This window comes from Micromonospora sp. NPDC023814, assembly GCF_040639595.1.
In the GTDB taxonomy this organism is placed as follows: Bacteria; Actinomycetota; Actinomycetes; order Mycobacteriales; family Micromonosporaceae; genus Micromonospora.
Genome location: NZ_JBFAAF010000039.1, coordinates 39,204 through 55,782, shown reverse-complemented (window position 1 = coordinate 55,782; position 16,579 = coordinate 39,204). Strand labels below are relative to the sequence as shown.

The following is a 16,579-nucleotide window of genomic DNA, read 5'->3' as shown; positions in this document are numbered from 1 at the left end:
CCCTGGTGAGGGACATCCTCCACCAGGGCGTTTGGCGTTTCTGCTGCTCTTGGCCCGCTACGTACCCCAGCCAGATCGGCACCGGCAGGTGCCGGCTGGCAGCGGTGCGGCGCTTCAGGCGGATGTGACCCGGTAACCGCCGCTTCGCACCGTGAAGAACGGCGCGGGCGCCATGACGGGTGCGTTCGGGCTCCCGGCCATGCACTTGGCCAGGTTCTCCAGTGGTCCTGTCGAGCCCATCTGGTCGAGGCTGTGCCCGGAGTCGTCGTCACCACCGTCGAAGACGGTGAAGCCGAGGTGCTTGCCCAGCCAGCTCTGATTCAGCTCGGGCGAGGCCTTCGTGACGATCGCGGTCAGTGTCGAGGCTCGGCCGCTGGTCATCACGCAGTTCACCTCTCCTTCGGCCCAGAGGGTGAGATCCAAGGCGGCCACCCGGTGGTAGACGCGGACCGTTCCCTCGGCGTCGGCCGGGTGAGGGACCTGACCTGTGGCGGCGGAGACGGCGTGGGCGTCGAAAGTGAAACGGACGTCGTCGTCGGGCGCCTGGGGGTAGAAGACCCGTGCGGACCCGGTCACGCTCGCCGTCGACTGCGTCCGGGTGGCGGCCGCCCCCGGCGAAGCGGCCGGGACGGCGGACGCGGTCACCGTCGCCATGCTGAGGACCACCAACGTACGGAAGCCTGCTCTGGTCATGCGTTCTCCTGGGGTGAGCGGATTGTGTTCTCGGCTCGCAGCATCACAAGCCCTCGCGGGCCGCCGCCTCCCCCGCACGAGTGATCTTGCGAACGGCAACGGAATTGATCGTGGGATTGGTTATAATCGAAGTGTGTCAATGGAAGTGCCGTGCCGTCGCTGGTGAAATGGTCGGGGTGGCCGTCGGGCACACATCGGTTTCGTCGTGGTGTCGGACCCGGACATACATCGTTGCCTGTCGGAATTGCCACTCTGTCCCGGCAACCAGATCGCTCGGTGAAGGGGGAGAACGGGTGTTCCGAATGATGCGGAGAATGGCGGTCGCGGTGACGGCGGCGGCGGCGCTGGTCGGCGTGGTGGGTGCCCCGGCGCAGGCGGCAGTCGACCCGTACACGCCGGAGGCGGTGTGCGGTGCCGGGTACACGCGGATCGACCAGGACCCGATCCGCAAGGACACCGGCGAGCTGCTGGGTACGGTCCACCTGCTGCGCAACAACCTGACCGGCTACGCGTGCGTGGTGACGCTCAAGTCGGCGTACGTCGGGGTGGCGACCCGCACCGGGGTCTACGCCGACACGGACTACGCGTCGCCGGTTCAGGACGAGGGGCTGAAATTCTACTACGCCGGCCCGGCCAAGACGTACGTGGGCCTGGGTGGCTGCGTTCTCTGGAGCGGCTCGATGGCGGACTCGTCCGGCACCGTCTGGTACCACGCTCGGGCCAACCCGGCCGTCGGTGGAATCGTCACCTGCGGGGACGTCTCGCACCCGCAGTAAATGAACTGCCAAGTGTGTGGACGGGTCGGTGGTGCGATTCCACCGGCCCGTCCGGCAATCACGTCGACACCATTTCCGGACTTTGCGGGAAGCGGTGGGGCTCAGCCGAGGTGGCGGTCGATCTCGGCCAGCTCCTCGGCGGTGAAGTCGAGGTTGTCCAGCGCGGCGATGTTCGCCTCCAGTTGGGGCACGCTGCTCGCCCCGATGATCAGGCTCGTCATCCGCGGATCGCGCAGCGCCCAGGCGAGCGCGAGCTGCGCCAGGGACTGGCCGCGCCGCTCGGCGATCGCGCCGAGCGTCCGGATGGTGGCCATCTTCTCCTCGCCGAGGTCGCGCTCGCTGAGGAAGACGCTGGTGCGCACCCGGGAGTCCGCGGGGATCCCACCGAGGTAGCGGTCGGTGAGCAGGCCCTGGGCGAGCGGGCTGTAGGCGATGCAGCCCGCGCCGACCCGCTCCAGCGTGTCGAGCAGGCCGTCGTCCTCCGTCCAGCGGTTGAGCATCGAGTAGGACGGCTGGTTGATCAGCAGCGGCGTGCCCAGCTCGCGCAGGATCGTGGCGGCCCGCTCGGTCTGCTCCGAGTCGTAGTTGGAGATGCCGACGTAGAGCGCCTTGCCGGAGCGGACGACGGCGTCCAGCGCGCCCATCGTCTCCTCCAGCGGCGTGTCCGGGTCGAAGCGGTGCGAGTAGAAGATGTCGACGTAGTCCAGCCCGAGGCGGCGCAGCGACTGGTCCAACGAGGAGACCAGGTACTTGCGGGAACCCCATTCGCCGTACGGGCCCGGCCACATCAGGTAGCCGGCCTTGCTGGAGATCACCAGCTCGTCCCGGTACGCCCTGAGGTCCGTGGCGAGCATCCGGCCGAAGTTCTCCTCGGCGGCGCCCGGCGGCGGGCCGTAGTTGTTGGCCAGGTCGAAGTGGGTCACGCCGAGGTCGAAGGCGCGGCGGACGATGTCCCGCTGCCGCTCGTACGGGCGGTCCGGGCCGAAGTTGTGCCACAGCCCGAGCGAGATCGCGGGCAGCCGCAGCCCGCTGCGCCCGCTGCGCCGGTAGGTCATCGTCTCGTAGCGGTCGTCCTCTGCCAGGTACGTCACGCCCCGACCCTAGCCGCCCGCCCGATCCGACGCGGAGGTCAGAGGTCGTAGCGGAGGCGGGGCAGGGTGCGGCCGGTGGAGGGGGAGACGCAGGTGCCGGTGAGTACCGCGCCGACGTGCCGGTAGAAGGCCTCGGCGCCCGGGTCCGCCTCGATCCACAGCGTACGGGCGCCAGCGGCGCGGGAGGCGGCCACGGCGTGGTCGAACAGCACCCTGCCGGCGCCGGTGCCGATCGCCGGCGGGTCCACGAAGAGCATGTCCAGCTCCAGTTCGGGCGGCGTGCTGGCGAGCACCACCAGGCCCACCACCCGGCCGTCCCGCTCGGCCACCGCCACGTGTCGGGCGGTCACGTCCGCCGGCGTCAGCGTCAGCTCCGTACGGCAGCGGGCCAGGAACTCGGTGTCGTATCCCCAGTGGCCCTTGGAGCGCAGCGCCAGCTCGGTCAGCTCGGTCGCCTCGTCGGGCCGGGCGGGCCGGATGAGGAATCGCACCCGCCCATTGTGCCGGAGTCGCGGCGAGCGGCGCCGGGCCGGCACCGGGCGCTGCCGCTCGGTGCGCGAGCCCGAACGGGCGTACCGTCCCTCTTGTCCGGGTAGGTTCGGTGCCATGCGCTTCGTCCAACTCGACACCCCGAAGCCCCTGTCCAAGATCGGCCTCGGCACCTGGCAGTTCGGGTCCCGGGAGTGGGGCTACGGCCCCGGGTACGAGCGCCGGGCGGTGGACATCGTCCGGCGGGCGGTCGACCTCGGCATCACCCTCTTCGACACCGCCGAGCTGTACGGCTTCGGCCGCAGCGAGCGGATCCTCGGGGAGGCGCTCGGCGACGACCGGCACAAGGTCGTGCTCGCCACCAAGATCTTCCCGGTCCTGCCGGTCGCCCCGGTGGTGCAGCAGCGGGCGGTCGCCTCGGCCGCCCGGCTCGGCGTCACCCACCTCGACCTCTACCAGGTGCACCAGCCCCACCCGCTGGTCGCCGACCACACCACCATGCGCGGCATGCGCGCGTTGCAGGACGTCGGGCTGGTCGGCGAGGTCGGGGTCAGCAACTACGGCCTGCGCCGCTGGCAGGTCGCCGAGGCGGCGCTCGGCCGGCGGGTGCTGAGCAACCAGGTCCGGTACAGCATGGTCGACCGCGGGCCCGAGCACGACCTGCTGCCGTACGCCCGGCAGGCCGGCCGGGTGGTGATCGCGTACAGCCCGCTGGCCCAGGGCTTCCTGTCCGGCCGGTACGACGCGAGGAACCCGCCGAGCGGGGCGGTGCGCCGGGCCAACCCGTACTTCCTGCCGGAGAACCTGGAACGCGGCGCGGCGCTGATCGACACCCTGCGGCAGGTGGCCGACGCGCACGACGCCACCCCAAGCCAGATCGCCCTGGCCCACCTGCTGCGCCACCCCTGCGTGGTGGCCATCCCCGGCGCGTCCGGCGTCGAGCAGGTGGAACGCAACGCGGCGGCCGCCGAGATCGACCTGGCCGACGACGAGTACGCCGCGCTGGCCCGCGCGGCGAAGGAGTTCCGCCCGATCACCGGGCTGGCGGCGATGCCCCGCCTGCTCCGGGCCCGAACCGGAAAGTGAGCCCGATGGACGACATCACCGCGCTGATCCTCGACGACCACGCCGCCTTCCGGCGGGGCTTCGCCCGCCTCGACGACGCCCGCGACGAGCACGAGCTGCTGGCGATCTGGGACGCGCTCGCACTGCACCTCGACATCCACGCCGAGGCGGAGGAGGCGATCCTCTACCCGCACCTGGTGCGCCACGGCGACGACGGCGAGGCCGAAACCGTCGACGCCATCGGCGACCACAACAAGATCCGCGACGCGGTCGCCGAGTCCAAGCTGCACCCGGTGGGCTCCGACCGGTGGTGGGCGGCGGTGCGTACCGCCCGCCGGGAGAACAGCGAGCACCTCGCCGAGGAGGAGGACGAGGCGCTGCCCGACTTCCGCCGGCACGCGAGCGACGAGCTGCGCGCCGAGCTGGGCCGCCGCTGGCTGACCTTCTACGGCGAGCACAAGAACGGCCGCGACCTGCCCTTCGCCGACAAGGACCCGCAGCGCTACGTCGACGAGCACCGCTGACCCGCCCCTCGTCCGACCGGCGGCCGGGCCACCGATCTCCCCGACGCGGGGGAGCCGGCGCGGGGCGGCCCCGGGACAGAATGGGCGGGTGAAGCCCCGCACCGTCCTCGCCCCGCTGGTGGCCGGCAGCACCTGGCGGCGTGGAGTGTTCCTGCTGCTCGGCGGGGTGCTCGTGCTGCCGTACGTGCTGCTGGCGGTGGCCTTCGCGCAGATGCTCACGCAGTCGGACGTGCCCCGGCCGCTGGTGCTGGGGTTGCTCGTCGTCGCAGCGACCATCGCGGCGGTCCCGGTCTTCCTCGACGGCCCCCGGGCGCTGGAGATCGCGGCCGCGCGGGCCCTGCTCGGCGTCGACCTGCCCGACCCGGCGCCCGGGCACGTCGCCGACCGCGAGACCCGGCTGCGTTCGGCGCTCTGGATCGGGCTGCACCTGGTCAGCGGCGGGCTGGTGGTGGCCGCCCTGTTCAGCGCGGTGCCGATGGCGCTGGCCTTCATCGGCCAGCAGTTCGGCCTCGACACCGGGATGACCGGCGGAGACCGGTTCGGGCCGTTCGACGGGCGGGACACCGGCTGGCTGACCCTCACGGGCATCGTGGTGCTGGTGGCGCTCGGCTACACCGTCGCCGGGCTGGGCGCGCTGGCCGTGTCGATGGCCCCGGTGCTGCTCGGCCCGGCCCAGGCGGAACGGATCGCGGCCCTGGAGGCCCGCGCCGCCCGGCTCGCCGAACGCAACCGGCTGGCCCGGGAGCTGCACGACTCGGTGGGGCACGCGCTCACCGTCGCCACTCTCCAGGCGGGGGCGGCCCGCGAGCTGCTCGACCGGGACCCGGAGTTCGCCCGGCGCGCGCTGACCGCGATCGAGGAGGCCGGGCGCACCGCCATGGACGACCTGGACCACGTGCTCGGGCTGCTGCGCGAGCCCGCGGGCGGGCGGGCCGCGCCCGCCCCGCAGCGTACGCTCGCCGACCTGGACCGGCTGGTGGCCGACACCCGCGCGGCCGGCCTGCCCGTCGACGCGCGGTGCGCCGGCGACCTCGCCGACCTGCCCGCGGCCGTCTCCCGGGAGGGCTACCGGATAGTCCAGGAAGGGCTGACCAACGCCGCCCGGTACGGTCGGGGGCCGGTCACGCTGCGCCTGGGCGTCCACGCCGACGCGCTGGAGCTGGAGCTGGACAACGCGGTGGGCCGCCGGCGCCGCGCCGACCCGGGCCGGGGCGGCCGGGGCCTGGACGGGATGCGGGAGCGGGTGCTGCTGCTCGGCGGCCGGCTGACCGTCGGGCCCGACGGCGACCGCTGGCGGATCGAGGTACGGCTGCCGTTCGAGGGGACCCGATGACCGACACCGCGACGACCGCCACCGGCGTGCTGATCGTCGACGACGACGAGCTGATCCGGGTGGGGCTGCGGGCCATCCTCGACGCCCAGCCCGACCTGCGGGTGCTCGGCGAGGCCACCGACGGCGCGGAGGTGCCGCCGCTGGTCGCCCGGCTGCGCCCCCAGGTGGTGCTGATGGACGTGCGGATGCCCGGCATCGACGGCATCCAGGCCACCCGGCGGCTGCTCGCCACCTCGGCCGACCCGCCCCGGGTGCTGGTGGTGACCACGTTCGCCAACGACGAGTACGTCTACGACGCGCTCCGCGCCGGGGCCAGTGGGTTCCTGCTCAAGCGGGCCCGGCCGGCGGAGGTGGTGGAGGCGGTCCGGGTGGTCGCGCGGGGCGAGTCGCTGCTGTTCCCCGCCGCCATCCGCCGCCTCGCCGGGGCGTACGGGGGGCGGGGCGCCGACCGGCTGGAGGCCGCCCGGCTCACCGACCGGGAGGCCGAGGTGCTGCGGCTGATGACCACCGGCCTGTCCAACCCCGAGATCGCCGCGCACCTCGTGGTGGGCGTGGAGACGGTGAAGACCCACGTCGGCAACGTGCTGGCCAAGCTCGGCGTGCGCGACCGCACCCAGGCGGTGATCGCGGCGTACGAGTCGGGGTTCGTCACCCCGTCGGGCTGAGGAGGCTCCTCCGGGTTCAGCAGGTGGTTCCCTCCAGAGGGGGAGTGGGTTCACCGCCGCACGGGAGGGAACGCGGGGCCTGCCGGCCGAGGCTGGAGGCATGACGACGACCCTTCCGCCCACCCGCCGTCCGGCCGTGCACCGGTCGGCCCGGCTCGCCCCGCTCGCCGCCGCGTGGCTCGGCCTGTGGGGCGTGCTCGCCCTCGTCTCCACCGTCACCGGCGCCGGCTACCCGTTCGGCGCGAACGACCCCGGCGGTGACATGAACCTGCTGCGGCTGGTCCCGACCGCCGTCGGGCCACCGCTGTTCGCCGCGCTGCTGCTCGGCGCCGCCGTCACCGCGCTCGCCATGACCGGCCAGCGGCGTCCGGGCCGGTCGCTGCGCGCGCTGCTGTCGGCGTACGCCTGGGCGGTCGCGTTCCTGCTGGCCGTCGTCGTGCCGGACGTGGGAGTGCTGACCATCCTCGGGTACGCCCCGACCCTGATCATCGGTGCGCCGTTCGGCTGGCCGCCGGTGGACTACGCCGACGTCTTCACCTGGGCGCTGTTCGCCCGGTTCGCGGCCGTCGTCGGCGGGGTGCTGCTCGCCGGGGCCGTGCTGGGCTGGCAGCGGCGCACCGCCGGCGCCTGCCCGGGGTGCGGGCGCGACGGCACCGACCACGGCTGGACCTCGCCCGCCTCGGCCACCCGCTGGGGGCGCTGGGCGGCCTGGGTCGCGGCCACCATCCCGGCCCTGTACGCCGTCACCCGGCTCGCCTGGGCGGCCGGCATCCCGCTCGGCATCGAGCAGGCGTTCCTCGACGAGATGCGGGCGACCGGGCTGGTGTGGGCGGGCGCCGGGCTGGGCGGGTTCGCGCTGGTGGGCGCGATCCTCACGCTGGGGCTGGTGCAGCGCTGGGGCGAGCGGTTCCCGCGCTGGATGGTCGGCCTGGCCGGGCGGCCGGTGCCGGTGAGGCTGGCCGTGGTCCCGGCCACCCTGGTCGCGGTGGCGGTCACCGCGGCGACCCTCGGCCTGCTCGCCACCCCGGACTTCTGGGCCTTCGGCGAGGTCAGCCTGGCCACCGCGCCGATGCTGCTGTGGCCGTTCTGGGGCGTCGCGCTCGGCGCGGCCACGTACGCGTACCACCTGCGCCGCCGGGGCGCCTGCGGAGGCTGCGGCCGAGGCTGAGCCGTACCGACGGCGGGGGGCGCCCGGTCGACGGACCGGGCGTCCCCGCCGCCGTGAGCTAGCGTGGGTCGGGTGACTGCGCCTTCCCCGGTTACCCCGGTCCCACCGGCCGACCTACCCGGCACGCTCGGCGCGCTGCGGGCGGCCGGCCACGCGTACCGCACGGTCAAGCAGGAACTCCGCGAGAACCTCCTGGCCCGGATGCGCTCCGGCGCCGACCGCTTCCCCGGCATCGTCGGCTACGACGACACCGTGCTGCCCGAGGTCGAGCGGGCGCTGCTCGCCGGGCACGACATGGTGCTGCTCGGCGAGCGGGGCCAGGGCAAGACCCGGCTCATCCGCTCGCTGGTCGGGCTGCTCGACGAGTGGACCCCGGTGATCGCCGGCTCGGTGCTCAACGAGCACCCGCTGCACCCGCTCACCCCCGCCTCTCAGGCGCTGGTCGCCGAGGCCGGCGACGACCTGCCGGTCGCGTGGCTGCACCGCTCGATGCGCTACGGCGAGAAGCTGGCCACCCCGGACACCAGCGTCGGCGACCTGATCGGCGACGTCGACCCGATCCGGATCGCCCAGGGGCGCACCCTCGGCGACCCGGAGACCATCCACTTCGGTCTCGTACCGCGCACCAACCGGGGCATCTTCGCGGTCAACGAGCTGCCCGACCTGGCCGAGCGGATCCAGGTCGCGCTGCTCAACGTGCTGGAGGAGCGGGACATCCAGGTCCGCGGCTACCAGCTGCGGCTGCCGCTGGACCTGTTCCTGGTGGCCAGCGCCAACCCGGAGGACTACACCAACCGGGGCCGGATCATCACCCCGCTGAAGGACCGCTTCGGCGCGGAGGTCCGCACCCACTATCCGGTCGACCTCGACCTGGAGCTGGCCCTGATCCGGCAGGAGGCCGACCTGGTCGCCGAGGTGCCGGAGCACGTGCTGGAGGTGCTCGCGCGGTTCGCCCGGGCGGTGCGCGAGTCGCCGTCGGTGGACCCGCGCTCCGGCGTCTCCGCCCGGTTCGCGATCGCCGCCGCCGAGACGGTCGCCGCCGCCGCGCTGCGCCGCGCCGGACTCCTCGCCGCCGGTGCCGACGGGGTGCGCCCCGAGGCGCCGGTGGCCCGGGTGGGCGACGCGGTGTCGGTGACGTCGACACTGCGCGGGAAGGTGGAGTTCGAGAGCGGCGAGGAGGGGCGGGAGGTCGAGGTCCTCGGTCACCTGCTGCGGACCGCGACCGCCGAGACGTTCCGGGCCCGGCTGGCGGGGCTGGACCTGTCCGGTTTCACCGCCCTGGTCGACGAGGACGCGGTGATCGAGACGGGCGAGCTGGTCAGCTCCGCGGAACTGCTGCGCCAGGTGGGCACCGTTCCCGGGCTGGCCAAGGCGCTGGACCGGCTCGGCCTGGGCGACGCGCCCACCCCCGAGCAGGCCGCCGCCGGCGTCGAGTTCGTCCTGGAGGGGCTGCACCTGACCCGCCGGCTCGGCAAGGACGTCACGGACTCCGGCCGAACCCGCTACGGCGGTCGGGCCTGAGCATGGCCGGCAACCGGTTCCGGTACGGGCAGTGGCGCGGCGGTCCCGACCCGCTCGCACCCCCGTACGACGTGCGGGGCGCGGTGGACGCCGTCGGCGCGGAGGTGCTGGCCGGCGGCAGCCTCCGGGAGGCGTTGCGCGACCTGCTGCGCCGGGGCCCGCACGGGCGCGGCGGCCTCGACGACCTGGCCGCCCGGGCGAGGCGGCTGCGCCGGGAGGCGCTGCGTCGGGGCGACCTGGACGGGGCGGTCACCCGGGCCCGGGCCCTGCTCGACCAGGCGCTCGCCGCCGAACGGGACGAGCTGCGCGGGCGCGACGGCGACGCCGCGCGGTTCGCCGAGGCGGTGCTGGACAACCTGCCCCGCTCGACCGCCCGGGCGGTGGCGGAGCTGGCGGGCTACGGGTGGGCCAGCGACGAGGCGCGCCGGACGTACCAGCGGATCCTGGACGGGCTCCGCGACGACGTGCTGGGCCAGCGCTTCGCCGGCCTGCGCGACGCGGTGCGGGCCTCGGCGGACCCGGCCGCCCAGCGGCGGCTGGCCGAGATGATGCGCGACCTGAACGACCTGCTGGCCCGGCACGCCCGGTCCGAGGACACCACCGACGCGTTCGCCGAGTTCATGCGCCGGCACGGCGAGTTCTTCCCGGAGCAGCCGGCCGACGTCGACGAGCTGGTCGACGTGCTGGCCCGCCGGTCGGCCGCCGGGGAGCGGCTGCTGCGCTCGCTGTCCGACCGACAGCGGGAGGAGCTGGCGGGTCTGATGCGGCAGTCGCTCGGCGACCGGCTCGCCGGGGAACTGGCCGCGTTGGACGCCAACCTCCGTGCGCTCCGGCCCGACCTGCACGGGGGCCGTGGCGAGCGGGTGCGCGGCGACCGGCCGCTCGGCTACGGCGAGGCCGCCGGCGCGCTCGGCGAGATCGCCGAACTGGACGAGCTGCTCGACCAGCTCGACCAGGAGCACCCGGGCGCCACCCTGGACGACGTCGACGTCGACGCGGTGGCCCGGACGCTGGGCCGCGACGCCGCCGACGACGTACGCCGGCTGCGGGAGCTGGAGCGGGAACTGCGCCGGCAGGGATGGGTGAGCCGGGACGCCGACGGGCTGACCCTGAGCCCGAAGGCGCTGCGCCGGCTCGGCGGCACCGCGCTGCGGCGGGTCTTCGCCGACCTGACGGCCGGGCCGCGCGGCCAGCACGACCTGCGCTCGGCGGGCGCCGCCGGCGAGGTCAGCGGGGGCTCCCGCCCGTGGGAGTACGGCGACGAGCAGCCCCTGGACGTGGTGCGGACGCTGACCCGGGCCGTCCGTCGCGCCGGGACGGGCGTGCCGGTGCAGCTGGCCGTCGAGGACTTCGAGGTGGTGGAGACCGAGCGGCGGGCGTCGGCGGCGGTGGCGCTCTGCGTCGACCTTTCCTACTCGATGATCTCGCAGGGCCGGTGGGGCCCGATGAAGCAGACCGCGCTGGCGCTGGCGCACCTGATGGCCACCCGGTTCCCGCAGGACGCGCTGCAGATCGTCGGGTTCGGCCGGGAGGCGCTGCCACTGAACCAGCAGGAGTTGGCCGCCGTCGAGCCGGACATGCAGCAGGGCACGAACCTCCAGCACGCGCTGCGGCTGGCCGGCCGGCACCTGCGCCGGCACCCGGGCGCCGAGCCCGTGGTGCTGGTGGTCACCGACGGGGAGCCGACCGCCCACCTGGACCCGGACGGCGGGGAGGCGGTGTTCCACTGGCCACCGCTGCCGGAGACGATCGGGGCGACCGTCCGCGAGGTGGACCGGCTGACCCGCTACGGCGCCACGCTCAACCTGTTCATGCTCGGCGACGACCCCGGCCTGCGCCGCTTCGTCGACGCCGTCGCCCGCCGTTCGAAGGGCCGCATGTTCACCCCCGACCTCGAAGACCTCGGCGAGTACGTCGTCTCCGACTACCTCCGCGCCCGCCAGCCCCGTCGCCGCTGACCCCGCTGGTCGGCTGGGCCGCCGCGATGGCTGGGCCACTCGGACGGCTGGGCGCTTTGGATGGCTGGGCTGCCGTGACGGTTGGTTGCTCGGACGGCCGGCCGTGCCGGCGGCGGGGCTGTTCGGACAATCTCGCCGTTTCGTGGATCGTTCCGGCGGCTGCTGCCGCCAGCCGAGCGCGGCGTCAGTGCGTGGGGCGGCTCGGCAGGATGCCGGCTCCTGGTCTCATTCGTGGGGCAGCTCGACAGCGCCGACCACGGGCAGGCCGCGAGGGTGGCTGGCGGTCGTTCACTCAGCGCCCGGCCGCGTTCGCCGTCCGCTGGCCGCGTTCGCCGTCCGCCGGCTCCAGGTTCAGGTCCGGGCCGCGTTCCCGGTGGGCCCCGTCCGGGTGAACCACGTGCGGGAACGCTGGGGCGGACGGCGCTGGGCGGGATTCACTGAGGGCATGGACAGCGGGGCGTTGCGAGGGGCGTACGAGGAGGTGCTCGCCGAGGTCGACGCGGGCGGGTTCGGGCCACCGCCGGCCGGGCAGCTCAGCGCCGAACAGATCGTCGCCCACCTCGCCGCCAACGACGAGCTGATGACCGAGGCGACGGAGGCGGTCATCGCCGGTTCGCCGTTCGCGTACTACGACCTGGAGACCATTCACCGTCCGCAGGTGGACGCGCTGGTCGTCGAGTGCGGCGGGCTGGACGGGCTGGCCACCCTGCTGCGGGCCACCAGCCAGAAGCTCTGCGTGTTGACCGAGCGGCTAGGCCCGGCGGCGGAGACCCCGGTCGAGACGCACCTGCGTGAGGGCTTCGACCTGGTCGTCGACGACACCCTGCCCTGGGGCCGCACCCTCGACCTGCACACCCGCGTCCACCTCCCGAAACACCTGGCCCAACTCCGCATGCTCCGCACCTCCTGACCCCACCCGTCCCCACTCCGCGATCTTGCACTTGTCGCCCCGACAAACCGCGATGAAAAAGGGCGAATGCCGGGCCGAAAGTGCAAGATCGCGGGGGGATGGCGGGCGGGCGGGGCGCGGGGGCGGGGCGGGGCGGGGCGCGGGGCGCGGGGAGGGGAGGGGAGGGGAGGGGTCAGGGGTGGTGGAAGGTGCGGCGGTAGGTCGACGGGGTCACGCCGATGCGCTGGTGCAACTGTTGCCGGAGCGCCGCGGCGGTGCCGAAGCCGGAGCGGCGGGCGACCTGGTCGACGGTGAGGTCGGTCGTCTCCAGCAGCAGCCGGGCGTGGTCGGTGCGCTGCTGGAGCAGCCACTGCGCCGGGCTCATCCCGGTCTCCGAGCGGAAGCGCCGGGTGAAGGTCCGCACACTCATCCGGGCCTGTCCGGCCAGGTCGCGCAGGCTGACCGGCTCGTGCAGCCGATGGCGGGCCCACTCCCGCGCCCCGGCCGTGCCCGCGTCCGCCGTCTTCGGCACGGGGCGCTCGATGTACTGGGCCTGGCCGCCGTCGCGCCACGGCGGGACCACGCAACGCCGGGCCGCCCGGTTGGCCACCTCGCTGCCGTGGTCGGTGCGGATGACGTGCAGGCAGAGGTCGATCCCGGCGGCCACCCCGGCCGAGGTGAGCACCCGGTCGTCGGCGATGAAGAGCACGTCCGGGTCGAGGTCCACCGCCGGGTGGAGCCACCGGAAGCGGTCGGCGTACGCCCAGTGGGTGGTGGCCCGCCGGTCGTCGAGTAGTCCGGCCGCGGCCAGCACGAACGCCCCGGTGCAGATGGACATGATCCGGGCGCCCCGCGCGTACGCCCCGCGCAGCGCGTCCGCCCACGGTGGCGCTGTGCCGGGAGCACTTCGGCGCGGCCGGCGCGGTGGTCTTCGGCTGGGTCTTCGCCGCGCACCAGGTCGGCGCAGCAGTCGCCGCCACCGGGGCGGGGCTGGTCCGGGACCGGCTCGGCGACTACGCGCCGGCCTGGTACGTGGCGGGGGTGCTGTCGATCGGCGCGGCCGTGCTGTCGCTGCTGCTGCGCCGCCGCCGCGAGGCGCCGCCCGCGCCGCCCCCGGTGGTCGTTGCCGGGGGCCGGCGGGCATGGAGCTACCGGGGCTGACGGTCGGCCGACCGTCCACTGCTGCTCCGACCGCCGGTGCGGGCGGGTGGCTCAGTCGACGACCTGGACGTCCTTCCAGAACGCGACCCGGTCGCGGACCATCTCCGCCTCCGCCTTCGGGTCGGGGTAGTACCAGACGGCGTCGGGGCTGGTCCGCCCGTCGTGGACGAGCGTGTAGTAGGAGGCGGTGCCCTTCCACGGGCAGACGGTGTGCGTGTCGGACTCCCGGATCAGGTCGTCACGCAGGGCGGTACGCGGGAAGTAGTGGTTCCCCTCCACCAGCACGGTGTCGTCGCTCTCGGCCACGACCACGTCGTTCCACACAGCTTTCGGCATGGCTCCCACGCTATGCCGACGGGACCCGCGCGGCCACGTGGTCGTCGGTTCGGAACCGCCGGATCCACCGCCCCACGGGGCGACGGCGGGGCGGTCGCGGCGCGAAACGGCCACCGTGGACATCCCACGGGGAAGAGCGGCGGGAGCGTACAGTGATCTCATGTGCGCGGTGCGTGTGGATCATCACTCGGTCGACCACGACGGCGCGGTGGCCCAGCTGCGACGGTCGTACGCGGCGGTGCCCGCGGGCGAACCGGTCCGGCTCGCCAAACGCACCTCCAACCTGTTCCGCCCCCGATCCGCCCCCCGCGTGCCGGGGCTGGACGTCAGCGGGCTCACCAACGTGCTCGATGTGGACCCGGTGGCCCGCACCGCCGACGTGCAGGGCATGTGCACCTACGAGGACCTGGTCGACGCGACCCTGCCGCACGGGCTGATGCCGCTGGTGGTGCCGCAGTTGCGCACCATCACCCTCGGCGGGGCGGTCACCGGGCTCGGCATCGAGTCGACCTCGTTCCGCAACGGGCTGCCGCACGAGTCGGTGGTGGAGCTGGACGTGCTCACCGGCGCCGGCGACGTCGTCACGGCCCGCCCCGAGGGCGAGCACGCCGACCTCTTCGCGGCCTTCCCCAACTCGCTCGGCAGCCTCGGCTACGCCACCCGGCTACGCATCGAGCTGCAGCCGGTACGCCGCTTCGTGGCCCTGCGCAACGTCCGGTTCACCCGGCTGGAGGCCCTCACCGACGCGGTCGCCGAGGTCACCGCGACCCGCTCCTGGGCGGGCGAGGACGTGGACGCGATGGACGGGGTGATGTTCAGCCCCGGCGAGGCGTACCTGGTGCTCGGCGTCTTCACCGACGACGCCCCGCACGCCAGCGACTACACGGGTCAGGACATCTACTACCGGTCGCTGCGCCGACGCACCCGCGACGCCCTGACCACGTACGACTATCTCTGGCGCTGGGACACCGACTGGTTCTGGTGCTCGGCGGCGTTCGGCGTGCAGCACCCCGTGGTCCGGCGGATCTGGCCGGCGCGGTGGCGGCGCAGCGACGTCTACCACCGGCTGGTCCGGCTGGAGCACCGGCACGGCGTGGCCGCCCGGATCGACCGGCTGCGGGGCCAGCCGGCGCGCGAGCGGGTGGTGCAGGACGTGGAGATCCCGCTGGACCGGACGGCGGAGTTCCTGCGCTGGTTCGCCCGGGCCGTGGGGATGACCCCGGTCTGGCTGTGTCCGCTGCGGCTGCGCGAGCCGGCCGGCCCGGAATCGGCCCGCGCCTGGCCGCTGTATCCCCTCCGGCCGGGGCAGGACTATGTGAACATCGGCTTCTGGGGGAGCGTGCCGATCGAGGGCGGCGCCGCCGACGGCGACGTCAACCGGGTGATCGAGCGAATGGTGTCGGAGCTGGGCGGGCACAAGTCGCTCTACTCCGACGCGTACTACGACCGGGAATCCTTCGACCGGCTCTACGGCGGCGCGGCGTGGCGCGCGGTGAAGGACCGCTACGACCCGGACCACCGGCTCACGGGACTGTACGAGAAGGCGGTAGCACGAAAATGAGCCTGACCGATCGAGACCAGGGAGCGGCGAGCGCTCCCGCCTCCCCGCCGGCGGGGGGCCGGCGCCCGGGTCCGCGCGTGGCGGACGTCGTCCGCGCGTTGACCACCGGGGGCCTTCCGGTGCGGGTCACCGGGTACGACGGCAGCGCGGTGGGCCCGGCCGACGCCGGGATCACCCTGTCGATCCGTTCCGAGCGGGGCCTGACCTACCTGCTCACCGCCCCTGGCGACCTGGGCATGGCCCGGGCGTACGTCAGCGGCGACCTGGCGTTGCAGGGCGTGCACCCGGGCGACCCGTACGAGGCGCTGCGGGTGCTCAAGGACGAGTTGCGGCTGCGTACGCCCCCGCTGGCCGAGGCGCTGGCCCTGGTGCGCGGGCTCGGCTGGGAGCGGCTGATGCCGCCGCCGCCCCCGCCGCAGGAGGCGCAGCCGCGCTGGAAGCGGCTGGTGAACGGGCTGCGGCACTCCCGGATCAGGGACAGCACCGCGATCTCCCACCACTACGACGTCTCGAACGCCTTCTACGAGAAGGTGCTCGGCCCGTCGATGACGTACACCTGCGCGGTCTTCCGCTCGCCCGACGACACGCTGGAGCAGGCCCAGGCGGCCAAGTACGACCTGGTGGCGCAGAAACTCGCGCTCAAGGCCGGGATGCGCCTGCTCGACGTGGGCTGCGGGTGGGGCGGCATGGTCCGGCACGCGGCCCGCGAGTACGGCGTCAGGGCGCTCGGGGTCACCCTGTCCCGGGCGCAGGCCGAGTGGGCCCGGGCGGCGATCGAGCGGGAGGGGCTGACCGGCCTGGCGGAGGTGCGCCACCTCGACTACCGGGACGCGCCGCGCGAGCATTTCGACGCGGTCTCCTCGATCGGGCTGACCGAGCACATCGGGGTGCGCAACTACCCGGCCTACTTCGCCGCGCTGCGGGACCGGCTGCGGCCGGACGGGCGGCTGCTCAACCACTGCATCACGCGGGCCGACAACCACGCGCCGCACCGCTCGGGCGCGTTCATCGACCGGTACGTCTTCCCCGACGGCGAGCTGGCCGGCCCGGGGCGGGTGCTCAGCGAGATCCACGACGTCGGGCTGGAGGTGCAGCACGAGGAGAACCTGCGCCGGCACTACGCGCTGACGCTGGCCGGCTGGTGCCGCAACCTCGTGGAGCACTGGGACTTCTGCGTCTCCGAGGTGGGGCCGGGCACGGCCCGGGTGTGGGGCCTCTACATGGCCGGCTCCCGGCTGGCGTTCGAGCGCAACGGCATCCAACTGCACCAGGTGCTGGCCACCCGCAACGGCCCGGAGGGGGCGAGCGGCTTTCCGCTGCGCCCCGACTGGCTGCCCTGATCCGGACGA

General features: G+C 74.2%; 15 protein-coding genes and 2 pseudogenes. 12 read left to right on the top strand and 5 right to left on the bottom strand.

What is annotated here, in order from left to right; translation table 11 throughout:
* Positions 1–114: 114 nt before the first annotated feature.
* Positions 115–693, bottom strand: coding sequence for a hypothetical protein (locus AB0G14_RS21105; RefSeq protein ID WP_357699824.1), 579 nt, complete (start codon positions 691–693; stop codon positions 115–117).
* Between the two features lie 314 nt (positions 694–1,007).
* Between AB0G14_RS21105 and AB0G14_RS21100 the strand changes: the two genes are divergently transcribed.
* On the top strand, positions 1,008–1,469 hold the full coding sequence (locus AB0G14_RS21100) for a hypothetical protein (RefSeq protein WP_357699822.1): 462 nt from the start codon (positions 1,008–1,010) through the stop codon (positions 1,467–1,469).
* A gap of 101 nt (positions 1,470–1,570) precedes the next feature.
* Here AB0G14_RS21100 and mgrA read toward each other — a convergent pair whose 3' ends face one another.
* Positions 1,571–2,560, bottom strand: a complete 990-nt coding sequence (gene mgrA, locus AB0G14_RS21095; RefSeq protein ID WP_357699820.1) for an L-glyceraldehyde 3-phosphate reductase — start codon at positions 2,558–2,560, stop codon at positions 1,571–1,573.
* A 38-nt stretch (positions 2,561–2,598) separates the two neighbouring features.
* Positions 2,599–3,168, bottom strand: a complete 570-nt coding sequence (locus tag AB0G14_RS21090) for a GNAT family N-acetyltransferase (RefSeq protein WP_357699818.1) — start codon at positions 3,166–3,168, stop codon at positions 2,599–2,601.
* Here AB0G14_RS21090 and AB0G14_RS21085 point away from each other — a divergent pair.
* The 8 genes from AB0G14_RS21085 to AB0G14_RS21050 all read left to right on the top strand — a co-directional run bounded on the left by AB0G14_RS21085 (position 3,167) and on the right by AB0G14_RS21050 (position 12,193).
* Positions 3,167–4,135: an aldo/keto reductase gene (locus AB0G14_RS21085; protein WP_357699816.1), complete on the top strand. Its 969-nt coding sequence runs from the start codon at positions 3,167–3,169 to the stop codon at positions 4,133–4,135. The two genes, AB0G14_RS21090 and AB0G14_RS21085, sit on opposite strands and share 2 nt — an antisense overlap.
* A gap of 5 nt (positions 4,136–4,140) precedes the next feature.
* Positions 4,141–4,638, top strand: a complete 498-nt coding sequence (locus AB0G14_RS21080; protein ID WP_357699814.1) for a hemerythrin domain-containing protein — start codon at positions 4,141–4,143, stop codon at positions 4,636–4,638.
* 88 nt (positions 4,639–4,726) lie between these two features.
* Complete coding sequence (locus AB0G14_RS21075) at positions 4,727–5,971, top strand: histidine kinase (RefSeq protein WP_357699812.1); 1,245 nt, start codon at positions 4,727–4,729, stop codon at positions 5,969–5,971.
* Entirely contained in the window at positions 5,968–6,636 is a 669-nt protein-coding gene (locus AB0G14_RS21070) for a response regulator transcription factor (RefSeq protein WP_357699810.1), read from the top strand. Before AB0G14_RS21075 ends, AB0G14_RS21070 begins: the two co-directional genes overlap by 4 nt.
* Positions 6,637–6,736: 100 nt before the next feature.
* Positions 6,737–7,804 (top strand): hypothetical protein, encoded by a 1,068-nt coding sequence (locus tag AB0G14_RS21065; RefSeq protein ID WP_357699808.1) that lies wholly within the window; start codon positions 6,737–6,739, stop codon positions 7,802–7,804.
* Between the two features lie 63 nt (positions 7,805–7,867).
* Positions 7,868–9,325 (top strand): magnesium chelatase, encoded by a 1,458-nt coding sequence (locus tag AB0G14_RS21060; RefSeq protein ID WP_357699806.1) that lies wholly within the window; start codon positions 7,868–7,870, stop codon positions 9,323–9,325.
* A 2-nt stretch (positions 9,326–9,327) separates the two neighbouring features.
* Entirely contained in the window at positions 9,328–11,283 is a 1,956-nt protein-coding gene (locus AB0G14_RS21055; protein WP_357699804.1) for a VWA domain-containing protein, read from the top strand.
* A gap of 445 nt (positions 11,284–11,728) precedes the next feature.
* The gene (locus tag AB0G14_RS21050; protein ID WP_357699802.1) at positions 11,729–12,193 is read left to right on the top strand and encodes a hypothetical protein; all 465 of its coding nucleotides are present in this window, start codon (positions 11,729–11,731) and stop codon (positions 12,191–12,193) included.
* Between the two features lie 172 nt (positions 12,194–12,365).
* Here AB0G14_RS21050 and AB0G14_RS21045 read toward each other — a convergent pair.
* Positions 12,366–13,052, bottom strand: a pseudogene (locus AB0G14_RS21045) (helix-turn-helix domain-containing protein); the annotation flags it as partial.
* Between AB0G14_RS21045 and AB0G14_RS21040 the strand changes: the two are divergent.
* A pseudogene (locus tag AB0G14_RS21040) lies at positions 13,049–13,333 on the top strand (MFS transporter); the annotation flags it as partial. The pseudogenes AB0G14_RS21045 and AB0G14_RS21040 overlap by 4 nt on opposite strands.
* A 51-nt stretch (positions 13,334–13,384) precedes the next feature.
* Here AB0G14_RS21040 and AB0G14_RS21035 read toward each other — a convergent pair.
* Positions 13,385–13,669: a DUF427 domain-containing protein gene (locus AB0G14_RS21035; protein WP_357699800.1), complete on the bottom strand. Its 285-nt coding sequence runs from the start codon at positions 13,667–13,669 to the stop codon at positions 13,385–13,387.
* A gap of 160 nt (positions 13,670–13,829) precedes the next feature.
* Between AB0G14_RS21035 and AB0G14_RS21030 the strand changes: the two genes are divergently transcribed.
* Both AB0G14_RS21030 and AB0G14_RS21025 read left to right on the top strand, forming a co-directional pair.
* Positions 13,830–15,230: an FAD-binding oxidoreductase gene (locus AB0G14_RS21030; protein WP_357699798.1), complete on the top strand. Its 1,401-nt coding sequence runs from the start codon at positions 13,830–13,832 to the stop codon at positions 15,228–15,230.
* Complete coding sequence (locus AB0G14_RS21025; RefSeq protein ID WP_357699796.1) at positions 15,227–16,570, top strand: class I SAM-dependent methyltransferase; 1,344 nt, start codon at positions 15,227–15,229, stop codon at positions 16,568–16,570. Before AB0G14_RS21030 ends, AB0G14_RS21025 begins: the two co-directional genes overlap by 4 nt.
* The last annotated feature ends 9 nt before the right edge of the window (positions 16,571–16,579 follow it).